Origin of the sequence: Serratia sp. BIGb0163, assembly GCF_024809935.1 — a bacterium.
GTDB lineage: Bacteria > Pseudomonadota > Gammaproteobacteria > Enterobacterales > Enterobacteriaceae > Serratia > Serratia quinivorans.
This window is the reverse complement of record NZ_JANUDZ010000006.1, coordinates 270,111-288,818: the sequence shown is the minus strand read 5'-3', so window position 1 is coordinate 288,818 and position 18,708 is coordinate 270,111. Positions and strand designations below refer to the sequence as shown.

Genomic DNA, 18,708 nt, shown 5'->3' with positions numbered 1-18,708 from the left:
TCCCACGCGCTTAGCCGGCATTCGCATGGATCACGTCGGCGATCATCTGGTTAACCGGTGCCAGGTTCAACGCCAGCGCGTCGGTCTGATACAACGGCTTGTCACGCACCACGTCAGACAGCACGCGGCCGTCCAGGTTAGTGGTGTCAACTTTCACCAGCGTCGACAGACCGATACGCAGCGGATGATCGGCGATTTGCTTGGCATCCAGTTCAATACGTACCGGCAGGCGCTGAACCACCTTGATCCAGTTACCGGTAGCATTCTGCGCAGGCAGCAGTGAGAAGGCGCTGCCGGTGCCCATATCGATACCGACCACTTTGCCGCTGTACACCACGTCGTCACCGTAAATATCACTGACCACGGTGGCCGATTGACCGATGCGCATATTGGCGATCTGGGTTTCTTTGAAGTTGGCGTCCACCCAGATGTGATCGGCAGGCACCACCGCCATCAGCGGGGAACCGGCGGCGATTTGCGCGCCAACCTGTACGCTGCGGCGGGACACATAGCCGGTAATCGGGCTGATGATTTTGGTACGTTGCAGCGCCAGCCAGGCGTCACGCATTTGCGCAGCGGACTGTTGGATAGCCGGCTGTTGCTCCAGCGGGGTGTTCAGCACCATCGCCTGGTTGGCGTTGTATTGCTGAACCGCCACTTCCAGTGCCGCTTTGGCGCTGTCGACCGCATCACGCGCATGTTGCAGTTCTTCACGGCCGATGGCGTCAAGGCTGCCCAGTACCACGCGGCGCTTCAGATCGTTCTCCGCCTTGCTCAGGTCAGACTTGCGCAGGGCAATGTTGGCCTGATACTGCTTGCTGTTGATGATCAGCTGGTGGGTCTGACGCACGCTGTTGGCCAGGCCGGTTTTGGCGCGTTCAAGCGCCTGTTCGGCATCGGTCGGATCCAGCGTGAGCAGCACATCCCCCTGCTTCACGTAGTCGGTATTGTCGAAGTTGACGCTGTTAACGCTACCGTTCACCTGGGCCATGATCTGCACCTGGTTACCGGACACATAGGCGTCGTCCGTTTCCTGATGATGACGCAACACCAGGAACCAATACACTAAATATGCCACCCCAATAACAACGAAAATAACCGTCATCAACAGCAGCCAAAACTTGCGCTGCTTCTTTTTGCCGACAGGTTGTGGCGGGGTCTGAGTCTCCGCGCTTGCGCTCATGGTGTTCTCCAAGCTCTCTATTTTATTATGCTTTTGAATCCGCAGCGACCGGGGCCTGATAGCCACCGCCCAGCGCACGGATCAGTCCTATCTTCGCCTGCAGCAAGTTGCTGTTGGCATTCAGTTCCGCCTGTTGCTGCTGCAAGAGCTGCGTCTGGCTGGTTAACAACTGGTCGCGCCCGATAATCCCTGCCTGGTATCGAGCGTTAGCGACGCGGTACACCTGTTGCATCGATTGGGACGCAGATGCCGCCTGCAGCTGCTGTTGCGCAGTGCTTTGTTGGACGGTGATGGCATCGGCGGTTTCCTGCACGGCATTCAGGATGGTTTGGTTATAGGACTCCACCGCCTGGTCATACAGCGCGGACTCCTCACCCAGTTTGCTGCGCAGCGCACCGGCGTGGAAGATCGGCAATGAAATCGCCGGCATCACGTTCCAGGCCTGGCTGGCCGCCTCAAACAGATTCGGGCTGGTCCCACTGGTGTTGGTGGTAGTCAGGCCGGCAAAGGCTGAAATGGTCAGGCTGGGGTAAAATTCCTTGCGGGCGGCGCTGACGCGTTGGTTGTAAGACTCGACCAACTGACGCTGCGCGGCGATATCCGGGCGTTTGCCCAGCAGATCGGCGGTCAGTTCACCTTTTGGCGCCATCAGATTACTGGCGGGCAGAGCCACCGGACGCAGATGCTGCATCGCGCTTGGGCCCTGGCCGGCCAGCGCGGCCAACTGGTGTCTTAGTTGTTCAATCTGCGACTGCAGTTGCAGGATCTGCTGCTTGGCACCGTCGGCCTGCGCCTGGCTTTGTTGCGGAACATCAACACCGGTGATGCCGGCTTTATATTGTTGTTGGCGCAAATCCGTCAGGCGTTGGTTGTTGTCGACTTCCTGTTGCAGCAGTTTTTCCAGCGCGAAATTGCTCTGCAGCTGGAAATAGGCGGAGGCCACCGAGCTGGTTAACGTCAGCGCAGCCTGTTCCTGCTCGGCGCGGGCCGCATCGACCTGCGCCTTGGCGGCGTTAACCTGATTGCGGTATTTACCCCACCAGTCAAATTCATAGGCCAGATTCAGCCCCAGCGAGTTGGAGCTCTCGTAGATCGGCTTATGTGGATAGCCCAATCCCATGTTGACGTTTTGCGGGACTTTCTGGCGGTTGCTGCTGGCGTTCAGATCCAGATTCGGGCCGTTGGCTGCACTGGCTTCACCCATCACACTTTGCGCTTCGCGCACGCGCCCGGCGGCTTGTCTCAGCGTCGGTGAGCTTTGCAGCGTCTGGGTCATCAGACTGTCGAGCTGTGGATCGTTAAGCGAGCGCCACCACTGTGGGCTAACGTTCAGCGAGCTGACTTTCGGCTGTGACAATTGCAGGCTCTGCGGGTCCATCAAGGTGGACTGCGGGGCAATATTGTCGGTAGAAGCGCACCCGGCCAGCAGCAATACGGCGAACAGCGGGGTGAATCTCCAGTTAAACGGGGATCGCATAGTAGGTTACCTGAACAGAAATTATTGGGATAACTGTCCTGAAACTTCCATCTGGTCCAGACGCGTTAACAGCTTGCGTGTCAGCTGTTCAAGCTGTTGCTGTTCATCATCGTTCAGCGTGGACCACAGGAAATGCAGACATTTGTGCTGCGGTGGCAGCAGTTGGTTGAGAAACTCTTCTCCCTGCGGCGTCATGTGCAGATGCAGGCAACGACGGTCATGGTCGCTTTCCCGGCGTTCAATCCAGCCGCGTTTTTCCAGTTCATCGGCAATCCGCGTGGCATTGGTGCGTGACGAGCCCAGAGCAGAGCTTAGCTCAGAAGGCTGGATGCTGTGATTCTCCTGCGCATCCAGAGTAATCAGCGCCATAAACAGTGTTTCGTTAATCCCTTGTGCCTTGAGCATTTTATTGCGGTTTTCCAGCAGCTTGCTTTGCATGTGCATGCACAGCCGGGTCAGCAGAATTTCCTGATAAGGAAAATCTTTCTGACGTTTTGCGCGGAAATTAAGCATTTGTTCAATGGGAGTAAACGAGCTTTCCATAATTTGGGGCCTCATTAATTTCGTTCGAGATAGTAACGATAGTGATTAATAATGTAAATCTTCAGCCGTGCGAATAATTTAGCAATTCGTGTCATTTGTAAGTTATTTGTCAACGGCCCATTCACGAGCGACAGCTCAGAATGGGGATGACGGATAAAATCAAAGGCTGGCAGGACCGAAAATCATAAATATTTTTAACGTGATGCCAAAGGCGAGCGCACCGATCAAGGTAGACAGAATGATGCTTTTGCTACGGTAAAAGCACAGCCCCAGGGCGGCGAAGCCGACCAGCGTCGGCCACAGCTTGTCCGGTTCGCGCATCACCACCGGCGTGCTGGACACCACCAACAGTGCACAAATGGAGGCGATACCAATGCTGTCGAGCAACAGCGCGGTTTTACCGCGTTTAATGCCCGGTTGGGCACGCGCCGGAGCCAGGCGTAAGGGCAAGTAACGGAACAGGTAATTCGCGCAACCGACCACCAGGCCAATCACCACCACATCAGTGTTCATCGATGGCCTCCGTTGCGGTGGGTTGGAACAGGGCGGCAATACAGCCGGCGCTGATGCCGGCTAAAATGGCGACGGGAATGGAAAACAGCACCACGCCAAGCAGCGCGCCAGCCAGTGCGGCGACGATGGTCAGGCTTTGTGGACGCCTGAAGGCGGCCAGCAGGAAGCTGAGGAACAGCGCCGGCAGCATAAAGGACAACGAGGCTTCAACCACCGGGTATTGCTCCAGCGGTCCGTTACCGAACAGCGCTCCGATGGCGGTGCCCGCTACCCACGACAGCCAGGAGCACAGTGAAATGCCGAGCATCCAGTTCTCGCTCCAGCTGCGGTTATTGCGCATCAGTTTGGCGGTAGCGGCGGCGAACACTTCGTCGGTCAGGCCGAAGGCCCAGAGTGCGGTTTTACCGGCCGACATGCGTGAGACGATGCGGTGGCGCAGAGCGGGGCCATACAGCAGATGCCGTATATCCATGGCCATCACGGTCAGCGCGGAAACCCACAGCGACATGCCGGCGCTCAGCAGGGCGGTGATCACGAACTGGCTGGCGCCTGCATAGATAATGCAGGAAAAGAAGATGCTCTCCAGTGGGGAGAACCCCAGCTTAACGGCGCTCAGGCCAAAGGCAAAGGCCACCGGCACGTAGCCGATGACGATCGGTAAACTGTCGACGATGCCGTGGGTGAAGGTAGAACTGACGGCTGGGGGATTGAGGTTTTCTGCAGCTTGGCTTTGCATTTTTATTAGTGTCGCAGGATATAGAGATCAATAGTTCATCTGCAGAACATTACCAGAGAGTGAGTAATGTTTATACCCTGCGGCGCTAATAAATTCCCGATATGACTATTCGCTTGCTAATCAGATTGTCGCCGGTCCTTGCGGATCGTGGTGCTTGCCGCGCCACCAGGTCAGCAGGTTGAGCAGGCACAAAACGCCCCCGGCCACGGCAACGCCGGTCCAACCCGCATGTTGATAGGCCGAGGCAGACAGCAGTGAGCCGAGTGCACCCCCGATGAAATAGCTGGTCATGTAGCCGGCTGTCAGGCGGTTGCGCGCTTCCGGCATAATGCGGTAAATCACGCTCTGGTTAGTGACGTGTACGGCCTGCACGGCCAGGTCGAGGATCAGGATACCGGCGATCAACGCCCACAGGGATTGTTTAGCGAAAGCGATGGGTATCCAGGAAAGCAGCAGCAGGACCAGGCCCACGCTGGTGGTTAAACCGGCCTTACCCTGATCCGCCAAATGCCCGGCGCGTGAAGCCGCCAATGCGCCGGCAGCGCCGACCAGGCCAAACAGACCAATCACCCCTTCGGAATAACCAAACGGCGGAGCCGCCAGTAAAAAGGCCATCGAAGTCCACAGCACGCTGAAGTTGGCGAACGACAGCGCCCCGAGTATCGCGCGGGTACGCAGCAGCGGGGTCCCGCAAAACAGGGTGAAGATCGATTTCAGCAACTGCGGGTAATTCAGCCCCGAATGCTGCTTGTAACGCGGCAGTGTGCGCCACAGGATCAATGCCATCAGGATCATCAGCACGCTGGCGACCCAGTAGATGGTACGCCAGCCGCCGAGTGACGCCAGCGCTCCGGCTACGGTGCGCGCCAACAGAATGCCGAGCAGCAGGCCGCTCATGATAATGCCGACGGTTTTGCCGCGTTTTTCCGGATGGGCCAGGGTGGCCGCCAGCGGCACCAGAATTTGCGCCACCACCGAGAACAGCCCGGTGAGCGCGGTCCCGAGGATCATCATCGGCAAGGTCGTGGAACTGGCGGTGATCAGCATGCCGCCCGCCGCCAGCAGCGTCATAAAGACGATCAGGCCGCGGCGTTCAAACATATCGCCGAGTGGCACCAGCAACAGCAGGCCAACGGCGTAGCCCAACTGGGCTGCAGTGACGATAAAGCCGGCCTGATTGACCGATAAATCGAAGTTCTGGGCGATGGTTTCCAGCAGCGGCTGGGCGTAATAGTTACTGGCGACCGCCAGACCGGTGGCGATAGCGATCAGCACGATCAGCGCCGGGCTGAGACCCGGCTGTGAATGTTGTTGGCTCATAAGATATTAATCACAGGGAAAAGTTAGCCGAAGTATCGGGCACGACAGCCGGCGAATCCAATGTATAATTTTCATTTGATCAATCTCATTTTGCGATAGATGCCATGAACCTGAAACAGATACGCTTTGCGTTGGCGGTAGCCGAAGAGCAGAGCTTTACCCGGGCGGCGCAGCGCTGCCATACGGTGCAGTCTGCCCTTAGCCACCAGATCGCCAAACTGGAAGAGGAGCTGGGCTGTACATTGTTCGAACGCACCTCGCGGCGGGTCAGGCTGACCACCGCCGGGCAGGCGTTTATTCAACCGGCGCAACGGCTGCTGGCGGCGAAACAGGCGCTGGTGGAAGAGGTGGTTGCCGCCAGCGGCACGGTATCCGGCACCCTGACCATCGGCACTATTTCAACCATAAACGCGATTGATCTGACCGAAAAACTGGGCAACTTTCATCGCCATTATCCGGCGGTGAATATCCGGCTGTACGTGGGCATGAGCGAAGCATTGCTGGAAGACGTCCGCCAACAAAAGACGGACGTGGCGTTTGTCGGTCTCTGGCCGGGGGATATTGATATGCTGCCGGTGTCGCATCGGCAGCTAACCGATGAGCCGCTGGTTGCGCTGGTGGCGACGCAGCATCCGCTGGCCAGCCGTCAACGGGTCAATCTGCAAACCCTGTCAGAAGTGCCGCTGGTGGACTTTTACAGCGGGACCGGTGCCCGGCGGCAGACCGACCGTGCGTTTCAGGCGGCAGGTATCAAGCGGCATGTCAGTTTTGAAATTGACCATATCGAATGGCTGGAAAATCTGGTGCGGCGTGGGTTGGCGGCAGGCATTGTGCCCATCTCGACGGCGCAGCGTTTGAGTTCGCTGGTGTCGATCCCGATCGAGGATGGTCCGCGGCGACAGGTGTACTGCGTATGGCCGCAGCCACTGTCCAGAACCGCCGAGCGGTTTTTGCAGTTTAGTGGGATAGCTATTGCTGAATGAATAGAACGGGGCGCAGTGGTGAACTGCGCCCCGGTGTTATTACTTCTTCGCGGCTTCGGCGGCGGTTTTCACCCAGCCGTCAAAGGTGGCCTGATGCGCCTTGATCCAGCCATTAACGTGGCCCTGGATATCGGCTTCTGACGCCTGACCTTCATGCATCCGCAGGTTCTGCGCATTCACGTCGCTAATCGGCAGTTTCATGATGGCAAACAGCTTGGCGGCTGCCGGGTTGGCTTCGGCCCATTTCTTGTTGGCGGCGATGCGCATGGTGTTCACCGGGAACCCATAGTTGGCACCGTTTGGCAGTTTGGTATCCATATCTTTCATTTCGCCCGGCATGGCGGAAAACGGCACCTGCAACCAGACGACGTCACGGCCCGGTACCAGCACGTCGCTCACCCAGTATGGCGTCCAGGTGTAATACAGCACCGGTTTGCCTTCCTTGTAGCGAGTAATGGTATCGGCAATCATCGCCGCGTAGTTGCCCTGGTTGTGCTCGACGGTCTTATACAGGCCGTAGGCCTTGATGTGGTGGTTAATCGCCGCCTCACAGCCCCAGCCCGGCGTACAACCGGTCAGGTCGGCCTTGCCGTCACCGTTGGTGTCAAACAATTTGGCGATCTTCGGGTCTTTCAACTGCTCAACGTTGGTGATGTGGTATTTATCGGCGGTTTTTTTGTCGATCAGATAACCCTGCGCCGCGCCGTTGACATAAACCCCTTCACGGTAAAACTTGGCGTCGCCACCGGCGGCCTTGTACTGATCGGCGTGCAGCGGATCCCAGTTCACCGCCAGGAAGGTTGCGTCGCCAGAGGCGATCGACGTGTAGGCGACGTTATAGTCCACTTCACGGGTGTCCTTGACGTCATAGCCCAACTTTTCCAGCGCCTTGCTGACCAACAGCGTCTGGAAGGTTTCTTCAGATATGGTGCTTTGCACCGGCTGAACGCTAATGCCTTTACCCGGTAAGTCCGCGGCGGAAACCGCCTGTGAGCTAATCAATGTGGTGAGGGCAACCGCCCAGATTCCTGTAGTGCGCATAGTGAAATACCTTTTTTATGTTATGAAGCCGGGATTTCCGGCACGTCGGGATTATTTCGCTGCCGCCGCAGCGGTGCTGACCCAGCCGTCAAAAGTGGCCTGGTGGGCTTTAATCCAGCCGTCTACGTGGCGTTGTATATCGTCGGCGCTGTTCTCGCCCTTGTGCATCCGCAGGTTCTGCGCATTTACGTCCGCCAACGGCAGCTTCATGATGGCGAACAGCTTGGCCGCCGCCGGGTTGGCCTGCGCCCATTGCTTGTTGGCGACGATATGCTCGTTATTGACGAAGAAGCCGTAATTTTTGCCGTTCGGCAAGGCGGTATCCTTGTCTTTCAACGAACCCGGACTGGCGGAGAACGGCACGGTCAACCAGACCACATCGCGGCCGGGCACCAGCTCGTCGCTGACCCAGTACGGTGTCCAGGTGAAGTACAGCACCGGTTTGCCCTGTTTATAGCGGGTCAGGGTGTCGGCGATGATGGCGGAGTAGTTACCCTGGTTCTGAGTAACCGTGTTGCTCAGGCCATAGGTTTTGATATGCGTGTTGATCGCGCTGCCGCACACCCAGCCAGGCTCACAACCGGCCAGATCGGCCTTGCCGTCACCGTCGGCGTCAAACAGCCTGGCCAGCTTGGGATCTTTCAACTGCGAAATATCGCTGATGTGGTATTTATCGGCGGTTTTCTTGTCAATCAGATAACCCTGCGCTGCATTAGTGATATAGGCGCCCTGGCGATAAAACTTTTTGTCGCCGCCGGCGCTTTGGTACATGTCGGTTTGCAGCGGATCCCAGTTCACCGCCATATAGGTGGCGTCACCGGAAGCGATAGAGGTGTAGGCAATGTTGTATTCCACCTCGGCGGTCGGCTGGACGTTATAACCCAGCTGGGTCAGGGCACGGTTGACCAGTTCGGTCTGGAAGCTTTCTTCGGCGAGGGTGCTTTGCAAGGGTTTAACCGTGACGCCTTTGCCGGGAAGTTCGACGGCGAACGCCTGTGTGCCAAGCAATGAAGTCAGGGCCAAAGCCCAAATTCCTGTCGAGCGCATAGTGGTTCCTTCGATTTTATCGGTGCCCCCGACGCTGGCCGGGGGCAGGGCAATTAAGGCTTTTTGATGAAGGGCCGGGTGACCAGGCCGATGGGGCCGTGTGCGTACCAACGCCCCATGCCTTTACTGCGGCGATCGCGCCCCAGCGACTGGGTGAGACGGTCGAGAATAATCGCCAGGATCACGATACCGACCCCGCCGACGGCGGCCAGCCCCATATCGAGGCGGCCGATACCGCGCAGCACCATCTGGCCCAGACCGCCGACGGCGATCATCGAGGCGATCACCACCATCGACAGTGCCAGCATCAGCGTTTGGTTTACCCCGGCCATAATGGTCGGCATCGCCAATGGCAACTGCACTTTAAACAGCAGTTGGCGCGGGCTGGCACCAAAGGATTCAGCGGCTTCGATCAGATCTTCCGGCACCTGCTTAATGCCCAGAATGGTCAACCGCACGATGGGCGGCAGGGCGAAGATAATGGTGACCACCACTCCCGGCACGTTACCGATACCGAACAGCATGACGATCGGCACCAGATAGACGAAGGCCGGCGTGGTTTGCATGGCGTCCAATAACGGCCGTATGACCTTGCCGGCGTGCTTGCTGCGCGCCAGCCAGATGCCGAGCGGTAAGCCGATGACGATACAGAAGAACAGGGCGGTCAATACCAGCGCCAGCGTCACCATGGCCTGCGACCAGGCACCAATAGCGCCAATGGCAATCAGTGAGACCAGCGTGGCGGCACCCATACCGAGGCTGGAGAGCTGCCAGGCAATCAGCGAGAACAGCAAAATGGCGATCGGTGCCGGCATGCCCAGCAGCAGTTGTTGAAAACCGCTGAGGATAAAGTCGACCGGTACGCGGATCCCCTGGAACAGCGGGCGAAAGTGCAGCACCAGCCAATCAATGCCGTGGGTGACCCAGGAGTCAAACGGTACCCAGGTCTTGTGGAACGGATCGAGCAGGTTGAAATGCTCCGGCTGAGCCGGTGCGCTATTCAGCCAGTCGGCGCCCTGAGCGGCCTGATTAGCGGCGTCATGGCTTGCCGGTGGCGGCGCGCTCGACCAGGCATCGCCGGCGGGAGCCGCTGAATTTGCAGCGTCAGTGGCCGGTGCGGCACTGGCACCAGCGTCGGCAGGCGCAGTGGCCCATGGATCCTGTGTAGTATCACTCATTCGTTGGGCCCTCTTTATCCAGGGCCTGCAGCAGCATGGCCTTGGAAATAATTCCGATATAGTTATTTTCTTCGCAGACCACAGGTACCGCGCAAGGCGCCAGAGCGACCAATGAAATCAGTTCGCTTAGCGGCATGTCGGCCGGTACCGGGGCGGGAGCTTCCAGCAGGGCGTCATCCAGCGTCAGATTGGCCGCCAGCGCCTGCTTGAGTGAATCTACCGACACCACGCCGATAAATTTCTTTCCGCGTTCAACAACATAACCATAATCGCGGTCTTCATCCCGCAGCAGCTGTAACGCTGAGCGCGGACCAAAACCGGGGGTTTTACGAATAAGCGCGACCGGACGACGCTTGGCGATATCCTTGGCGCTGAAAACATGGCTGACATCTACGCCACGGAAGAAGGTGCGTACATAATCGTTGGCCGGATTATTTAATATTTCCTCCGGCGTACCGACCTGAATCACCTCACCGCCCTGCATAATGGCAATACGATCGCCAATACGCATCGCTTCGTCCAAATCATGGGAAATAAAGACGATGGTACGCTGATGTTGGGCCTGTAATTTAACCAGTTCATCCTGCATTTCGGTACGGATTAATGGATCAAGTGCTGAGAAGGCTTCATCCATCAATAATATATCCGGATTATTAGCCATGGCACGGGCTAATCCCACGCGCTGACGCATCCCACCAGAAAGTTCATCGGGATAAGAATGAGCATAATTCTCCAGTCCGACCTGACGCAGGGCCTCGAGGGCTTTTTCCTGACGTTCCTGCGGCGGAATACCGGCTAATTCCATACCGAATGCGGTGTTATTCAACACATTCATATGCGGCATTAAAGCGAATGATTGAAACACCATGCTGATCTTATTTCGACGTACGGTGCGCAGTGCGCTGTCGGATATTTTCGATATATCTTCACCGTCAATCAGCACCTGGCCGCGAGTGGGTTCTATCAGACGATTGAGAAGGCGTACCAGGGTGGATTTTCCTGAACCGGAAAGCCCCATGATGACGAATATCTCGCCTTCTTCAATGGCCAGAGAGGCGTCTTTTACGCCTAGTGATAACCCGGTTTTTTCAAGCAGTTGATCTTTTGTCAGACCTTTCTCAATCAGTTTGAATGCGCGATCCGGATGTTCGCCAAATATCTTATACAGGTTCTTTACTTCGAGTTTAATTGCCATGCAATTTGCTGTTTCCTCTGATGAATTATCAAACGATAAAAAATGTCCCAATAGAAAATAATAGTCGCCTATACCCTAACACAGTGAATATCTGAGACAACCCTCAATGTCCGATGAATGGGATATTAGCGATTTACATCAACATTTCGATTGGCTATGGTAGTGGGGTGGATATTCAATTATTTGAATCTGATATTCGCCTTAAACGCTTGGTTTTAGGTAAAAATAATCCTGCTGCAATAATCTTGTTATTTCCCCGTTCGGCACTGAATTCAGACAATAAAAAACCCGACCATAGGCCGGGTAAAAGTCATCAGTATTTCATTAATTTCAACGACAGGTGCCGATATCGAGGGGATATCGGCACGGTCATATTATCCGCTTAATATGACAGCCAGATGTCAGATTAAGCCTTGCGATACAGGCGGCGTGGATGACCGATATTGCCGTACATCATCTCTACGCGCACGAACTGGGTAGCGACGCAATATTCCAGATAACGCCGGGCGGTGGTTTTGCTGATACCCACCTGTTTGACCACGTCTTCCACCGCGTGCGCCGCCTCCGGCTGTTCGATAAACAGCGCCTGCACCAACTCCAGCGTATTGGTTTCAATGCCCTTGGCACTGGGTTCGCTGGAGAACTGTTTGGATTGCAGGTTATACAGCGCGTCGACGTTGCTTTGGTCGATCACCTTAAAGGTGCGCTGGGTTTGAACAAACTGCATAAAACGCTCCAGCGAGTTGCGCAGCCGCTTGTAGGATACTGGTTTGATGATGTAGTCGAAGGCACCGTTGCGGATAGCCTGGCTGCAGGTGTTCATATCGCTGGCGGCGGTAATGAAGATCACCGAACAGCCGGGGTTTTTCACCGCAGCTTCTTCCATCAGTTCGATGCCCTGGCCGTCCGGCAGAAAGTTATCCAGTAGGATCAACCGCGGCTGGTGGGCGTTGACCTTGGCTCTGGCCTCGGCCAGCGTGGCGGCATAAGCCACCACCCGCAGAGCAAAGTTTTGCTCGATAAACTCGGCGTGCAGCGTGGCCAACTGCGGCTCATCTTCCACGATCAAAACGTCCAGTGCTTCTGGTTGCATCATTCGGGTGCTCGAAACGGGTTATAAGGTTTTAGGGATAAATAAAGAAAAAATGGCCCCGTGCGGCTCGTTGTCCGACACTTCTATACTGCCATGCGCCTGCGCTACGTGGCTGGCGACCAAATGCAGGCCGATGCCGTGGTCACCTTTATCTTCTTTGGTGGTGACGCCCTGCTCGAACAGCGTATCACGCACCTCGGGCGCAATGCCGATACCGCGATCGGCCACTTCAATCACCAGCTCATTGCTGATATCGCTAATATAGAGTTCTACCGCCTCGTGTGGCTCGGCGCAATGCAGCGTAGCGTCTACCGCATTATCCAGCAAATTGCCGATGATCGACATCAGTTCGGTTTCATTCAGCGCCGCCGGGATTTGTCGTAGCTGGCAGGCGGGATCGAAGCGCAGCTCAACGCCTTTTTCCCTGGCGCTGGAGTATTTGCCCAACAGCAAACCACAGAGTGCCGCCGAGCTGAAACGCTGCGAAATAAAGTCGAGAATTTCTTGCGCGCCTTCCGATTGAGCCTCCACATAGCGGATCGCCTCGTCGTAGCGCTGCATATGCAACAGCCCGGCCAGGGTGGCAGTCCAGTTAAGCTGCTCATGGCGCATGATGCGCAGGTTGTCAGCGTAGCGTTTGACCTGACTGAGCTGGCTGCTCAGGGTATTGATGTCGTTCTTGTCGCGGAAGCTGATCACCCAGCCCTGCAGCTCTTGCTCCTGCATAATACGCACCCGGCTGGCGATAACCCGCACGTGGTTAAAGCGGCAAACCTCGTCGTGGGTGTCGTGCCCCAACTGGGAGGCGCCGAAGAAGTCCGGCTGTGACTGGATAATCTCGCCGATATTGCGGCCCATCAGCGCGGCGGCAGGCTGGCGCAGCTCCAGCAGTTCACGCGCCGCGTGGTTGATGGTGATGATCCGCAGTTGCGGGTCGACGGCGATGACGCCTTCATAGATGGCCTCTAGCAAGGCTTTTTGCTGACGTACCAGTAGCGCAATTTCTTTGGGTTCCAGCCAGAACATCTGGCGTTTTAAATTCTTCGACAATAGCCAGGAAAAAACAAACAGGGCGATTAATAACAACACAATGGAGCCGACGATTTGCGTCAGGGTTCTGGCATTCAGGTTATCAATATGGGATTTCAGATAGCCGACCGAAACAATGCCGATGACGTTATTATACTCATCCATAATGGGCGCTTTACTGCGCAATGAAATGCCGATGCCACCTTTGCGGATGGAAATAATACTTTTCCCTTCCAAAACCTCTTTATTATCGCCCCCGACCATTGGGGTACCGACACGGTTGGTATATTCAGAATGGTAAAGATGCCGGGTTTGTTTATCGCCGATCACGATATAGCTGGCATCGCTGCTGGCGCGTATTTTTTTCATCAATTCGGCGATTTTTACCGGGTCGTTTTTTTCCACCGCGCTGACCAGCGAGGGGATCAGGGCAATTTCTCGCGCCTGTACCTGCGCTCGCGCGCCGAGATCGCGGTGCAACTGGGCATCGAGCTGATAGTAGGTATAGGCGCCAATAAAGCTCAGCAGCAGGCAGGAGAAGGCGACCAGGCACAGGAATAGCTTGATTTGAAATGAGAGTTTTATGCGCATGGTCTGGGAGGCACCCTGAGAAATCCTGAGCGCTTACCCTATCATGAGTCGGGGTTCATGTAATATTGCGCCGGATCAACTTGTGATCGCCGCCACGGGTTTATTCTTGGCGGGTCGCTGCATTCATGACTGCAATAAAATTGATAACTTTTAAAGTTAAAATAACATTAACACCATTAAAACCACTCTGTATTTTACATAACCTCAATTAACACCATAGAAACCATAACCACCATTAAAAACCCTTTTTTATTTTGAACAAAATCACAGCAGATAATCCGTGCGTTTCTCTATGATGGCTGAACAAACTAATAAGAGGCCAGATTATGAGCACAACAGATGATTCTTACCTCGTCGCCAAAGATAAAGCCGCTGAAATACCATTGCGTGAAAAATGGTGGCACATACTGGATAACTACAAAGTAGGGATTATTCCGTTGCCGTTCTTTGTTCTGGCCGGCGTACTTATTTTACTTGATTGCCTGGAAGGGAAATTACCCAGCGATATCGTAGTGATGGTCGCAACGCTGGCCTTCTTTGGCTTTGCCTGCGGTGAGTTCGGTAAACGCCTGCCGCTGATCGGCAAAATGGGTGCCGCGGCGATCTGCGCCACCTTTATTCCTTCCGCACTGGTGCATTACGGCCTGCTGCCGGATGTGGTGGTGGAGTCGACCACCAAATTCTATAAGTCGACCAATATTCTGTACCTCTATATCTGCTGCATTATCGTCGGCAGTATTATGAGTATGAATCGTCAGGTGCTGATCCAGGGCTTCCTGCGCATCTTTGTACCGATGCTGTGCGGCGAGATTGCCGGCATGCTGGTGGGCATGGCCGTTGGTATGGCTCTTGGGCTGGAACCCTTCCAGATCTTCTTCTTCCTGATCTTGCCAATCATGGCCGGGGGCGTCGGTGAGGGCGCGATCCCGCTGTCGATGGGCTACGCGGCAATTTTGCATATGGAGCAGGGGGTGGCGTTAGGTCGTATTTTGCCGATCGTGATGCTCGGCAGTCTGACCGCCATTGTGCTTGCCGGCTTGCTGAATCAACTCGGTAAACGCTACCCGCACCTGACCGGTGAGGGCAGCCTGATGCCGAGCAAGCAGGGTGACAGCGAAATGAGCGCGGTGGATAAAATCAGCGGTAAGGTGGATGTCAGTACCATTGCCTGTGGCGCGCTGCTGGCCATCCTGCTGTACATGGTCGGGATGCTGCTGCACCGCATGATTGGCCTGCCTGCACCGGTTGGCATGCTGTTCGCGGCGGTAGCGGTGAAGCTGGCACACGGTGTTTCCCCACGCATTCAGGAAGGTTCGCAGGTGGTGTATAAGTTCTTCCGCACGGCGGTGACCTACCCAATCCTGTTTGCCGTTGGCGTAGCCATCACCCCATGGCAGGAACTGGTTAACGCCTTCACTCTCCAAAACCTGGTGGTGATTGTCAGCACCGTTTCCACCCTGGTGGCGACCGGTTTCTTCGTCGGCAAAAAAATTGGCATGCACCCGATCGACGTGGCGATTGTCTCCTGCTGCCAAAGCGGGCAGGGCGGCACCGGTGATGTGGCCATCCTGACTGCCGGTAACCGCATGTCGCTGATGCCGTTTGCCCAGATCGCCACCCGTATTGGCGGTGCGATCAACGTCTCACTCTCTTTGTTAGTCCTGGCCAAATTCTTCGTATAACAAAAAAAACTCAGTTTTCTTTGCCTTTCCCCGCCCCCGCGGGGATTTTTTTTGCCTGTGTCATCGCTCTTGCGGGCAGGCTCTGGGTTTTGCGTCAATACTTAGCGCTGCCAAATTTACAATAAGGAGTCGTTATGTTCTGGAAACGTTACCTGCTGGGGGCGGCGCTGGCCGTCATGTCGCTGCAAACTCTGGCCGCTGCGCCACAGGTGAAAACCCCCGCGCCGGGTTTTTATCGCATCATGCTGGGCAGCTATGAGGTCACCGCCTTGTCCGATGGTGTGCTCCGTTTGCCGGTGGAAAAACTGCTGCTTAACAGCTCGCCAAAGCAGATTGAAAACGCCCTGGCCGAGCGCCATCAGAAACTGCCGGTGATCACCTCGGTCAATGCCTATCTGATCAACACCGGCAGTAAGCTGATCCTGATTGATACCGGCGCCGGCAAGTTGCTGGGGGACGGGTTGGGCAAGCTGGTGGCCAACCTGAAGGCCGCCGGCTATCAGCCGCAACAGGTGGACGAAATTTATCTGACCCATCTGCATCCGGATCATCTCGGCGGCCTGTCGCAAAACGGCAAGGCGGTATTCCCGAATGCGGTGGTGCGCGCCAGTCAGCAGGATGCCGATTTTTGGCTGAGCGAGAGCCGATTGAAGCAGGCGAAAAGCGAAGACAGAGCCTCGTTTGAAAGGGCAATGGCGGCGATCAAACCCTATCAGGCTGCTGGGCACTTTAAATCTTTCGCCAGTGACGGTGAGTTGTCGCCAGGGATCAGCGCGTTCGCGACTCATGGCCATACGCCGGGGCACAGTATTTATCTGGTCGAGAGCGAAGGTAAAAAGCTGCTGGTGATTGGCGATCTGATCCATGTGGCGGCAGTGCAGCTTCCCGATCCGCGCGTTGCCATAAGTTTCGACAGCGATGCCAAAGCGGCGGTGGCTCAGCGCCTGCGAGTCTTTGGTGATAGCGCCCGGCAGAGTGTGCTGGTGGGCGCTGCGCATCTGTCATTCCCGGGATTGGGTTATCTCAATCAGCAGGGTGAAGGCTACAACTGGGTCCCGCTGGACTACGGCACAATGTAAGCCATTGGCCGCCCCGATGGGTAATGCTTGTTATTGTTCCCTCTCCTTTGGGAGAGGGTTAGGGTGAGGGGATACATACCAAGGCCAAAGCCCCTCACCCCGGCCCTCTCCCTCTGGAGAGGGGGACGCCCACTTAAACAACGTCGTACATTCTGATTCAGAACTTTGCTTAACTGACCGGCATTACGCCCTTATGGGCGGTTTTTTAGTGGTTGCCTGCGGCGAACACCTTGCTGAACCAGTCGATAAATACCCGTACCCGGGGTGAAAGTTGGCGGCTGCGGGGATACAACAGCGATACCGGCATTGGTGTGGAAGGGAATTGTGGTAACAGCGGCAGCAGACTGCCGCTGGCCAAATCGTCGCGCAGGTGATAGCGCGGCACCTGAATAATCCCCAACCCCATACGAGCCGCAGCCACCAGGCTTTCCGCCGCGCTGACCGACACCGTGCAGGGCAATATTAGCTGCTGCGGCTGGCCTGCGACATTAAACTCCAGTGGCATTATGCTGCCGCTGGCCGAGGAGCGAAAACCCACCATGCGGTGCCCTTCAAGTTCATCGATGCCAAGTGGCGTGCCGAAGCGTTGCAGATAGTCCGGTGCCGCGCAGGTCACTTCTTCCAGCTCACCCAGCCGACGCGCCACCATATCGCTGTCTTTCAGTTTACCTACGCGGATCACGCAGTCGATGCCTTCCCGCACCGGATCCACCAGCCGATCGCCTTCGCTCATAAACAATTCGATATCCGGGTATTGCGCCAGAAAGTCGGGCAACCCCGGCAGCAGAAAGTGGCGGGCCAGCGTGCCATGCACATCAATGCGCAACAACCCACGCGGTTTTGCACCGGCAAAGGCCATTTCGGCATCTTCGATATCCGCCAGAATAGTCAGGCAGCGCTGATAGTAAGCCTCGCCATCCAGCGTTGGGCTGACGTGGCGAGTGGTGCGCTGCAGCAGCCGCACCTGCAACCTGGCCTCCAGTTGTTTGATGGCATCGGTCACCGTCGAACGTGGCAGAGCCAGATCCTGCGCGGCCTGGGTAAAGCTGCGTTGTTCCACCACGCGGGTAAACAGACGCATGGCATCAATTCTGTCCATGGGATTGTTCGTTTTATTCGAATAGTGATAACGAAGATTAGGGGATTATCCGCCATTGCGAAAGGTGCATGATGATCTCACGCCAGCAAGTCTGCCGGCGCAGCGCCGACGAGGAGAGATCAGATGAACACCACCACCCAACAAGTTGCCATCGTAACCGGCGCATCACGCGGCATCGGTGCCGCCATCGCCGAACGGCTGGCCGCCGACGGTATGACAGTGATCGTCAATTATTCAGGTAATCAGGCTTTGGCCGATCAACTGGTGCGCAAAATCGAGCAAAATGGCGGCCGCGCGCTGAGCGCCAAAGCGGACGTCAGCGATGCCGCAGCGGTGGCAAAAATGTTTGACCACGCCGAACAGGCCTTCGGCGGCGTGGATATTTTGGTCAACAACGCCGGGGTAATTGCACTGGCCCCGGTTGCGGAAATGAGCGATGCCGATGTCGATCGGCTGATCGACATCAACCTGAAGGGCACCTTCAATACCCTGCGTGAAGCGGCGAAACGTCTGCGCGACAATGGCCGCATCATCAACTTTTCTTCCAGCGTGGTCGGGTTGTTACAGCCGGGCTACGGCATGTACGCCGCCAGTAAGGCCGCCGTTGAGGCGCTGACCAGCGTGCTGGCGAAAGAGCTGCGCGGGCGTAATATCACCGTCAATGCGATAGCGCCGGGCCCGACCGCCACCGGATTGTTTCTGGACGGTAAAACGCCGGAGCTTGTCGAACGTCTGGCGAAAATGGCACCGCTGGAGCGTCTGGGCCAGCCGCAGGATATCGCCGCGGCGGTATCATTCCTGGCCGGTGCCGACGGTGCCTGGATCAACGGCCAAACCTTGCGTGCCAACGGTGGCATTATCTGATGCTTGCGACCGGTTTTTCCGCGGTGGGATCGGGTATCCTGTGGCGGGAAATCCA

The 18,708-nt window shown here is 56.3% G+C and carries 17 protein-coding genes; 4 read left to right on the top strand and 13 right to left on the bottom strand.

Annotation, left to right across the window (positions count from 1 at the left end; all coding sequences use genetic code 11):
* Nucleotides 1-10: 10 nt before the first annotated feature.
* The 6 genes from emrA to M2406_RS20250 form a co-directional block, all read right to left on the bottom strand.
* The gene (gene emrA, locus M2406_RS20275; RefSeq protein WP_012146449.1) at nucleotides 11-1,183 is read right to left on the bottom strand and encodes a multidrug efflux MFS transporter periplasmic adaptor subunit EmrA; all 1,173 of its coding nucleotides are present in this window, start codon (nucleotides 1,181-1,183) and stop codon (nucleotides 11-13) included.
* 25 nt (nucleotides 1,184-1,208) lie between these two features.
* The gene (locus M2406_RS20270; RefSeq protein WP_012146448.1) at nucleotides 1,209-2,660 is read right to left on the bottom strand and encodes an efflux transporter outer membrane subunit; all 1,452 of its coding nucleotides are present in this window, start codon (nucleotides 2,658-2,660) and stop codon (nucleotides 1,209-1,211) included.
* Nucleotides 2,661-2,681: 21 nt separating this feature from the next.
* Nucleotides 2,682-3,203 carry a transcriptional repressor MprA gene (gene mprA, locus M2406_RS20265; protein WP_012146447.1) on the bottom strand — a complete coding sequence of 174 codons (522 nt, stop codon included), beginning with the start codon at nucleotides 3,201-3,203 and terminating at the stop codon, nucleotides 2,682-2,684.
* A gap of 159 nt (nucleotides 3,204-3,362) precedes the next feature.
* On the bottom strand, nucleotides 3,363-3,716 hold the full coding sequence (ygaH, locus tag M2406_RS20260) for an L-valine transporter subunit YgaH (RefSeq protein WP_012146446.1): 354 nt from the start codon (nucleotides 3,714-3,716) through the stop codon (nucleotides 3,363-3,365).
* Complete coding sequence (locus tag M2406_RS20255) at nucleotides 3,706-4,452, bottom strand: AzlC family ABC transporter permease (RefSeq protein ID WP_017893772.1); 747 nt, start codon at nucleotides 4,450-4,452, stop codon at nucleotides 3,706-3,708. The genes ygaH and M2406_RS20255 overlap by 11 nt, the downstream gene beginning before the upstream one ends.
* Before the next feature lie 120 nt (nucleotides 4,453-4,572).
* Nucleotides 4,573-5,772 (bottom strand): MFS transporter, encoded by a 1,200-nt coding sequence (locus M2406_RS20250; RefSeq protein ID WP_259191134.1) that lies wholly within the window; start codon nucleotides 5,770-5,772, stop codon nucleotides 4,573-4,575.
* 104 nt (nucleotides 5,773-5,876) lie between these two features.
* Here M2406_RS20250 and M2406_RS20245 point away from each other — a divergent pair, with 104 nt between their 5' ends.
* Nucleotides 5,877-6,755, top strand: coding sequence for a LysR family transcriptional regulator (locus M2406_RS20245; RefSeq protein WP_012146443.1), 879 nt, complete (start codon nucleotides 5,877-5,879; stop codon nucleotides 6,753-6,755).
* Nucleotides 6,756-6,794: 39 nt separating this feature from the next.
* Here M2406_RS20245 and proX (M2406_RS20240) read toward each other — a convergent pair whose 3' ends face one another.
* The 6 genes from proX (M2406_RS20240) to M2406_RS20215 form a co-directional block, all read right to left on the bottom strand.
* Nucleotides 6,795-7,796, bottom strand: coding sequence for a glycine betaine/L-proline ABC transporter substrate-binding protein ProX (gene proX / locus M2406_RS20240; RefSeq protein ID WP_259191133.1), 1,002 nt, complete (start codon nucleotides 7,794-7,796; stop codon nucleotides 6,795-6,797).
* A 51-nt stretch (nucleotides 7,797-7,847) separates the two neighbouring features.
* Complete coding sequence (gene proX, locus M2406_RS20235) at nucleotides 7,848-8,843, bottom strand: glycine betaine/L-proline ABC transporter substrate-binding protein ProX (protein WP_135344987.1); 996 nt, start codon at nucleotides 8,841-8,843, stop codon at nucleotides 7,848-7,850.
* A gap of 53 nt (nucleotides 8,844-8,896) precedes the next feature.
* Nucleotides 8,897-10,021, bottom strand: a complete 1,125-nt coding sequence (gene proW / locus M2406_RS20230) for a glycine betaine/L-proline ABC transporter permease ProW (RefSeq protein WP_012146440.1) — start codon at nucleotides 10,019-10,021, stop codon at nucleotides 8,897-8,899.
* Nucleotides 10,014-11,216, bottom strand: coding sequence for a glycine betaine/L-proline ABC transporter ATP-binding protein ProV (gene proV, locus M2406_RS20225; RefSeq protein WP_012146439.1), 1,203 nt, complete (start codon nucleotides 11,214-11,216; stop codon nucleotides 10,014-10,016). Before proV ends, proW begins: the two co-directional genes overlap by 8 nt.
* Nucleotides 11,217-11,622: 406 nt before the next feature.
* A complete protein-coding gene (locus tag M2406_RS20220) occupies nucleotides 11,623-12,309 on the bottom strand; it encodes a response regulator (protein ID WP_115183947.1) in 687 nt (228 codons plus the stop codon).
* Between the two features lie 21 nt (nucleotides 12,310-12,330).
* A complete protein-coding gene (locus M2406_RS20215) occupies nucleotides 12,331-13,929 on the bottom strand; it encodes a sensor histidine kinase (protein WP_135344988.1) in 1,599 nt (532 codons plus the stop codon).
* Between the two features lie 326 nt (nucleotides 13,930-14,255).
* On the opposite strand from M2406_RS20215, the gene M2406_RS20210 reads away from it, so the two are divergent.
* Both M2406_RS20210 and M2406_RS20205 read left to right on the top strand, forming a co-directional pair.
* A complete protein-coding gene (locus M2406_RS20210) occupies nucleotides 14,256-15,611 on the top strand; it encodes a 2-hydroxycarboxylate transporter family protein (RefSeq protein ID WP_017893767.1) in 1,356 nt (451 codons plus the stop codon).
* A 134-nt stretch (nucleotides 15,612-15,745) separates the two neighbouring features.
* On the top strand, nucleotides 15,746-16,690 hold the full coding sequence (locus tag M2406_RS20205; RefSeq protein WP_259191132.1) for an MBL fold metallo-hydrolase: 945 nt from the start codon (nucleotides 15,746-15,748) through the stop codon (nucleotides 16,688-16,690).
* Nucleotides 16,691-16,895: 205 nt separating this feature from the next.
* On the opposite strand, the gene M2406_RS20200 is transcribed toward M2406_RS20205, so the two are convergent.
* Nucleotides 16,896-17,789, bottom strand: a complete 894-nt coding sequence (locus tag M2406_RS20200; RefSeq protein ID WP_259191131.1) for a LysR family transcriptional regulator — start codon at nucleotides 17,787-17,789, stop codon at nucleotides 16,896-16,898.
* A gap of 123 nt (nucleotides 17,790-17,912) precedes the next feature.
* Here M2406_RS20200 and M2406_RS20195 point away from each other — a divergent pair, with 123 nt between their 5' ends.
* A complete protein-coding gene (locus tag M2406_RS20195; protein ID WP_259191130.1) occupies nucleotides 17,913-18,653 on the top strand; it encodes an SDR family oxidoreductase in 741 nt (246 codons plus the stop codon).
* The last annotated feature ends 55 nt before the right edge of the window (nucleotides 18,654-18,708 follow it).

Bases quoted from the DNA above. Each gene is read 5' to 3' on its own strand.
- emrA (WP_012146449.1), bottom strand. From the start codon at position 1,183: ATGAGCGCAAGCGCGGAGACTCAGACCCCGCCACAACCTGTCGGCAAA.
- M2406_RS20220 (WP_115183947.1), bottom strand. From the start codon at position 12,309: ATGCAACCAGAAGCACTGGACGTTTTGATCGTGGAAGATGAGCCGCAG.
- M2406_RS20215 (WP_135344988.1), bottom strand. From the start codon at position 13,929: ATGCGCATAAAACTCTCATTTCAAATCAAGCTATTCCTGTGCCTGGTC.
- proV (WP_012146439.1), bottom strand. From the start codon at position 11,216: ATGGCAATTAAACTCGAAGTAAAGAACCTGTATAAGATATTTGGCGAA.
- mprA (WP_012146447.1), bottom strand. From the start codon at position 3,203: ATGGAAAGCTCGTTTACTCCCATTGAACAAATGCTTAATTTCCGCGCA.
- proW (WP_012146440.1), bottom strand. From the start codon at position 10,021: ATGAGTGATACTACACAGGATCCATGGGCCACTGCGCCTGCCGACGCT.
- proX (WP_259191133.1), bottom strand. From the start codon at position 7,796: ATGCGCACTACAGGAATCTGGGCGGTTGCCCTCACCACATTGATTAGC.
- M2406_RS20195 (WP_259191130.1), top strand. From the start codon at position 17,913: ATGAACACCACCACCCAACAAGTTGCCATCGTAACCGGCGCATCACGC.
- M2406_RS20210 (WP_017893767.1), top strand. From the start codon at position 14,256: ATGAGCACAACAGATGATTCTTACCTCGTCGCCAAAGATAAAGCCGCT.
- M2406_RS20200 (WP_259191131.1), bottom strand. From the start codon at position 17,789: ATGGACAGAATTGATGCCATGCGTCTGTTTACCCGCGTGGTGGAACAA.
- M2406_RS20250 (WP_259191134.1), bottom strand. From the start codon at position 5,772: ATGAGCCAACAACATTCACAGCCGGGTCTCAGCCCGGCGCTGATCGTG.
- M2406_RS20270 (WP_012146448.1), bottom strand. From the start codon at position 2,660: ATGCGATCCCCGTTTAACTGGAGATTCACCCCGCTGTTCGCCGTATTG.
- M2406_RS20205 (WP_259191132.1), top strand. From the start codon at position 15,746: ATGTTCTGGAAACGTTACCTGCTGGGGGCGGCGCTGGCCGTCATGTCG.
- M2406_RS20255 (WP_017893772.1), bottom strand. From the start codon at position 4,452: ATGCAAAGCCAAGCTGCAGAAAACCTCAATCCCCCAGCCGTCAGTTCT.
- ygaH (WP_012146446.1), bottom strand. From the start codon at position 3,716: ATGAACACTGATGTGGTGGTGATTGGCCTGGTGGTCGGTTGCGCGAAT.
- M2406_RS20245 (WP_012146443.1), top strand. From the start codon at position 5,877: ATGAACCTGAAACAGATACGCTTTGCGTTGGCGGTAGCCGAAGAGCAG.
- proX (WP_135344987.1), bottom strand. From the start codon at position 8,843: ATGCGCTCGACAGGAATTTGGGCTTTGGCCCTGACTTCATTGCTTGGC.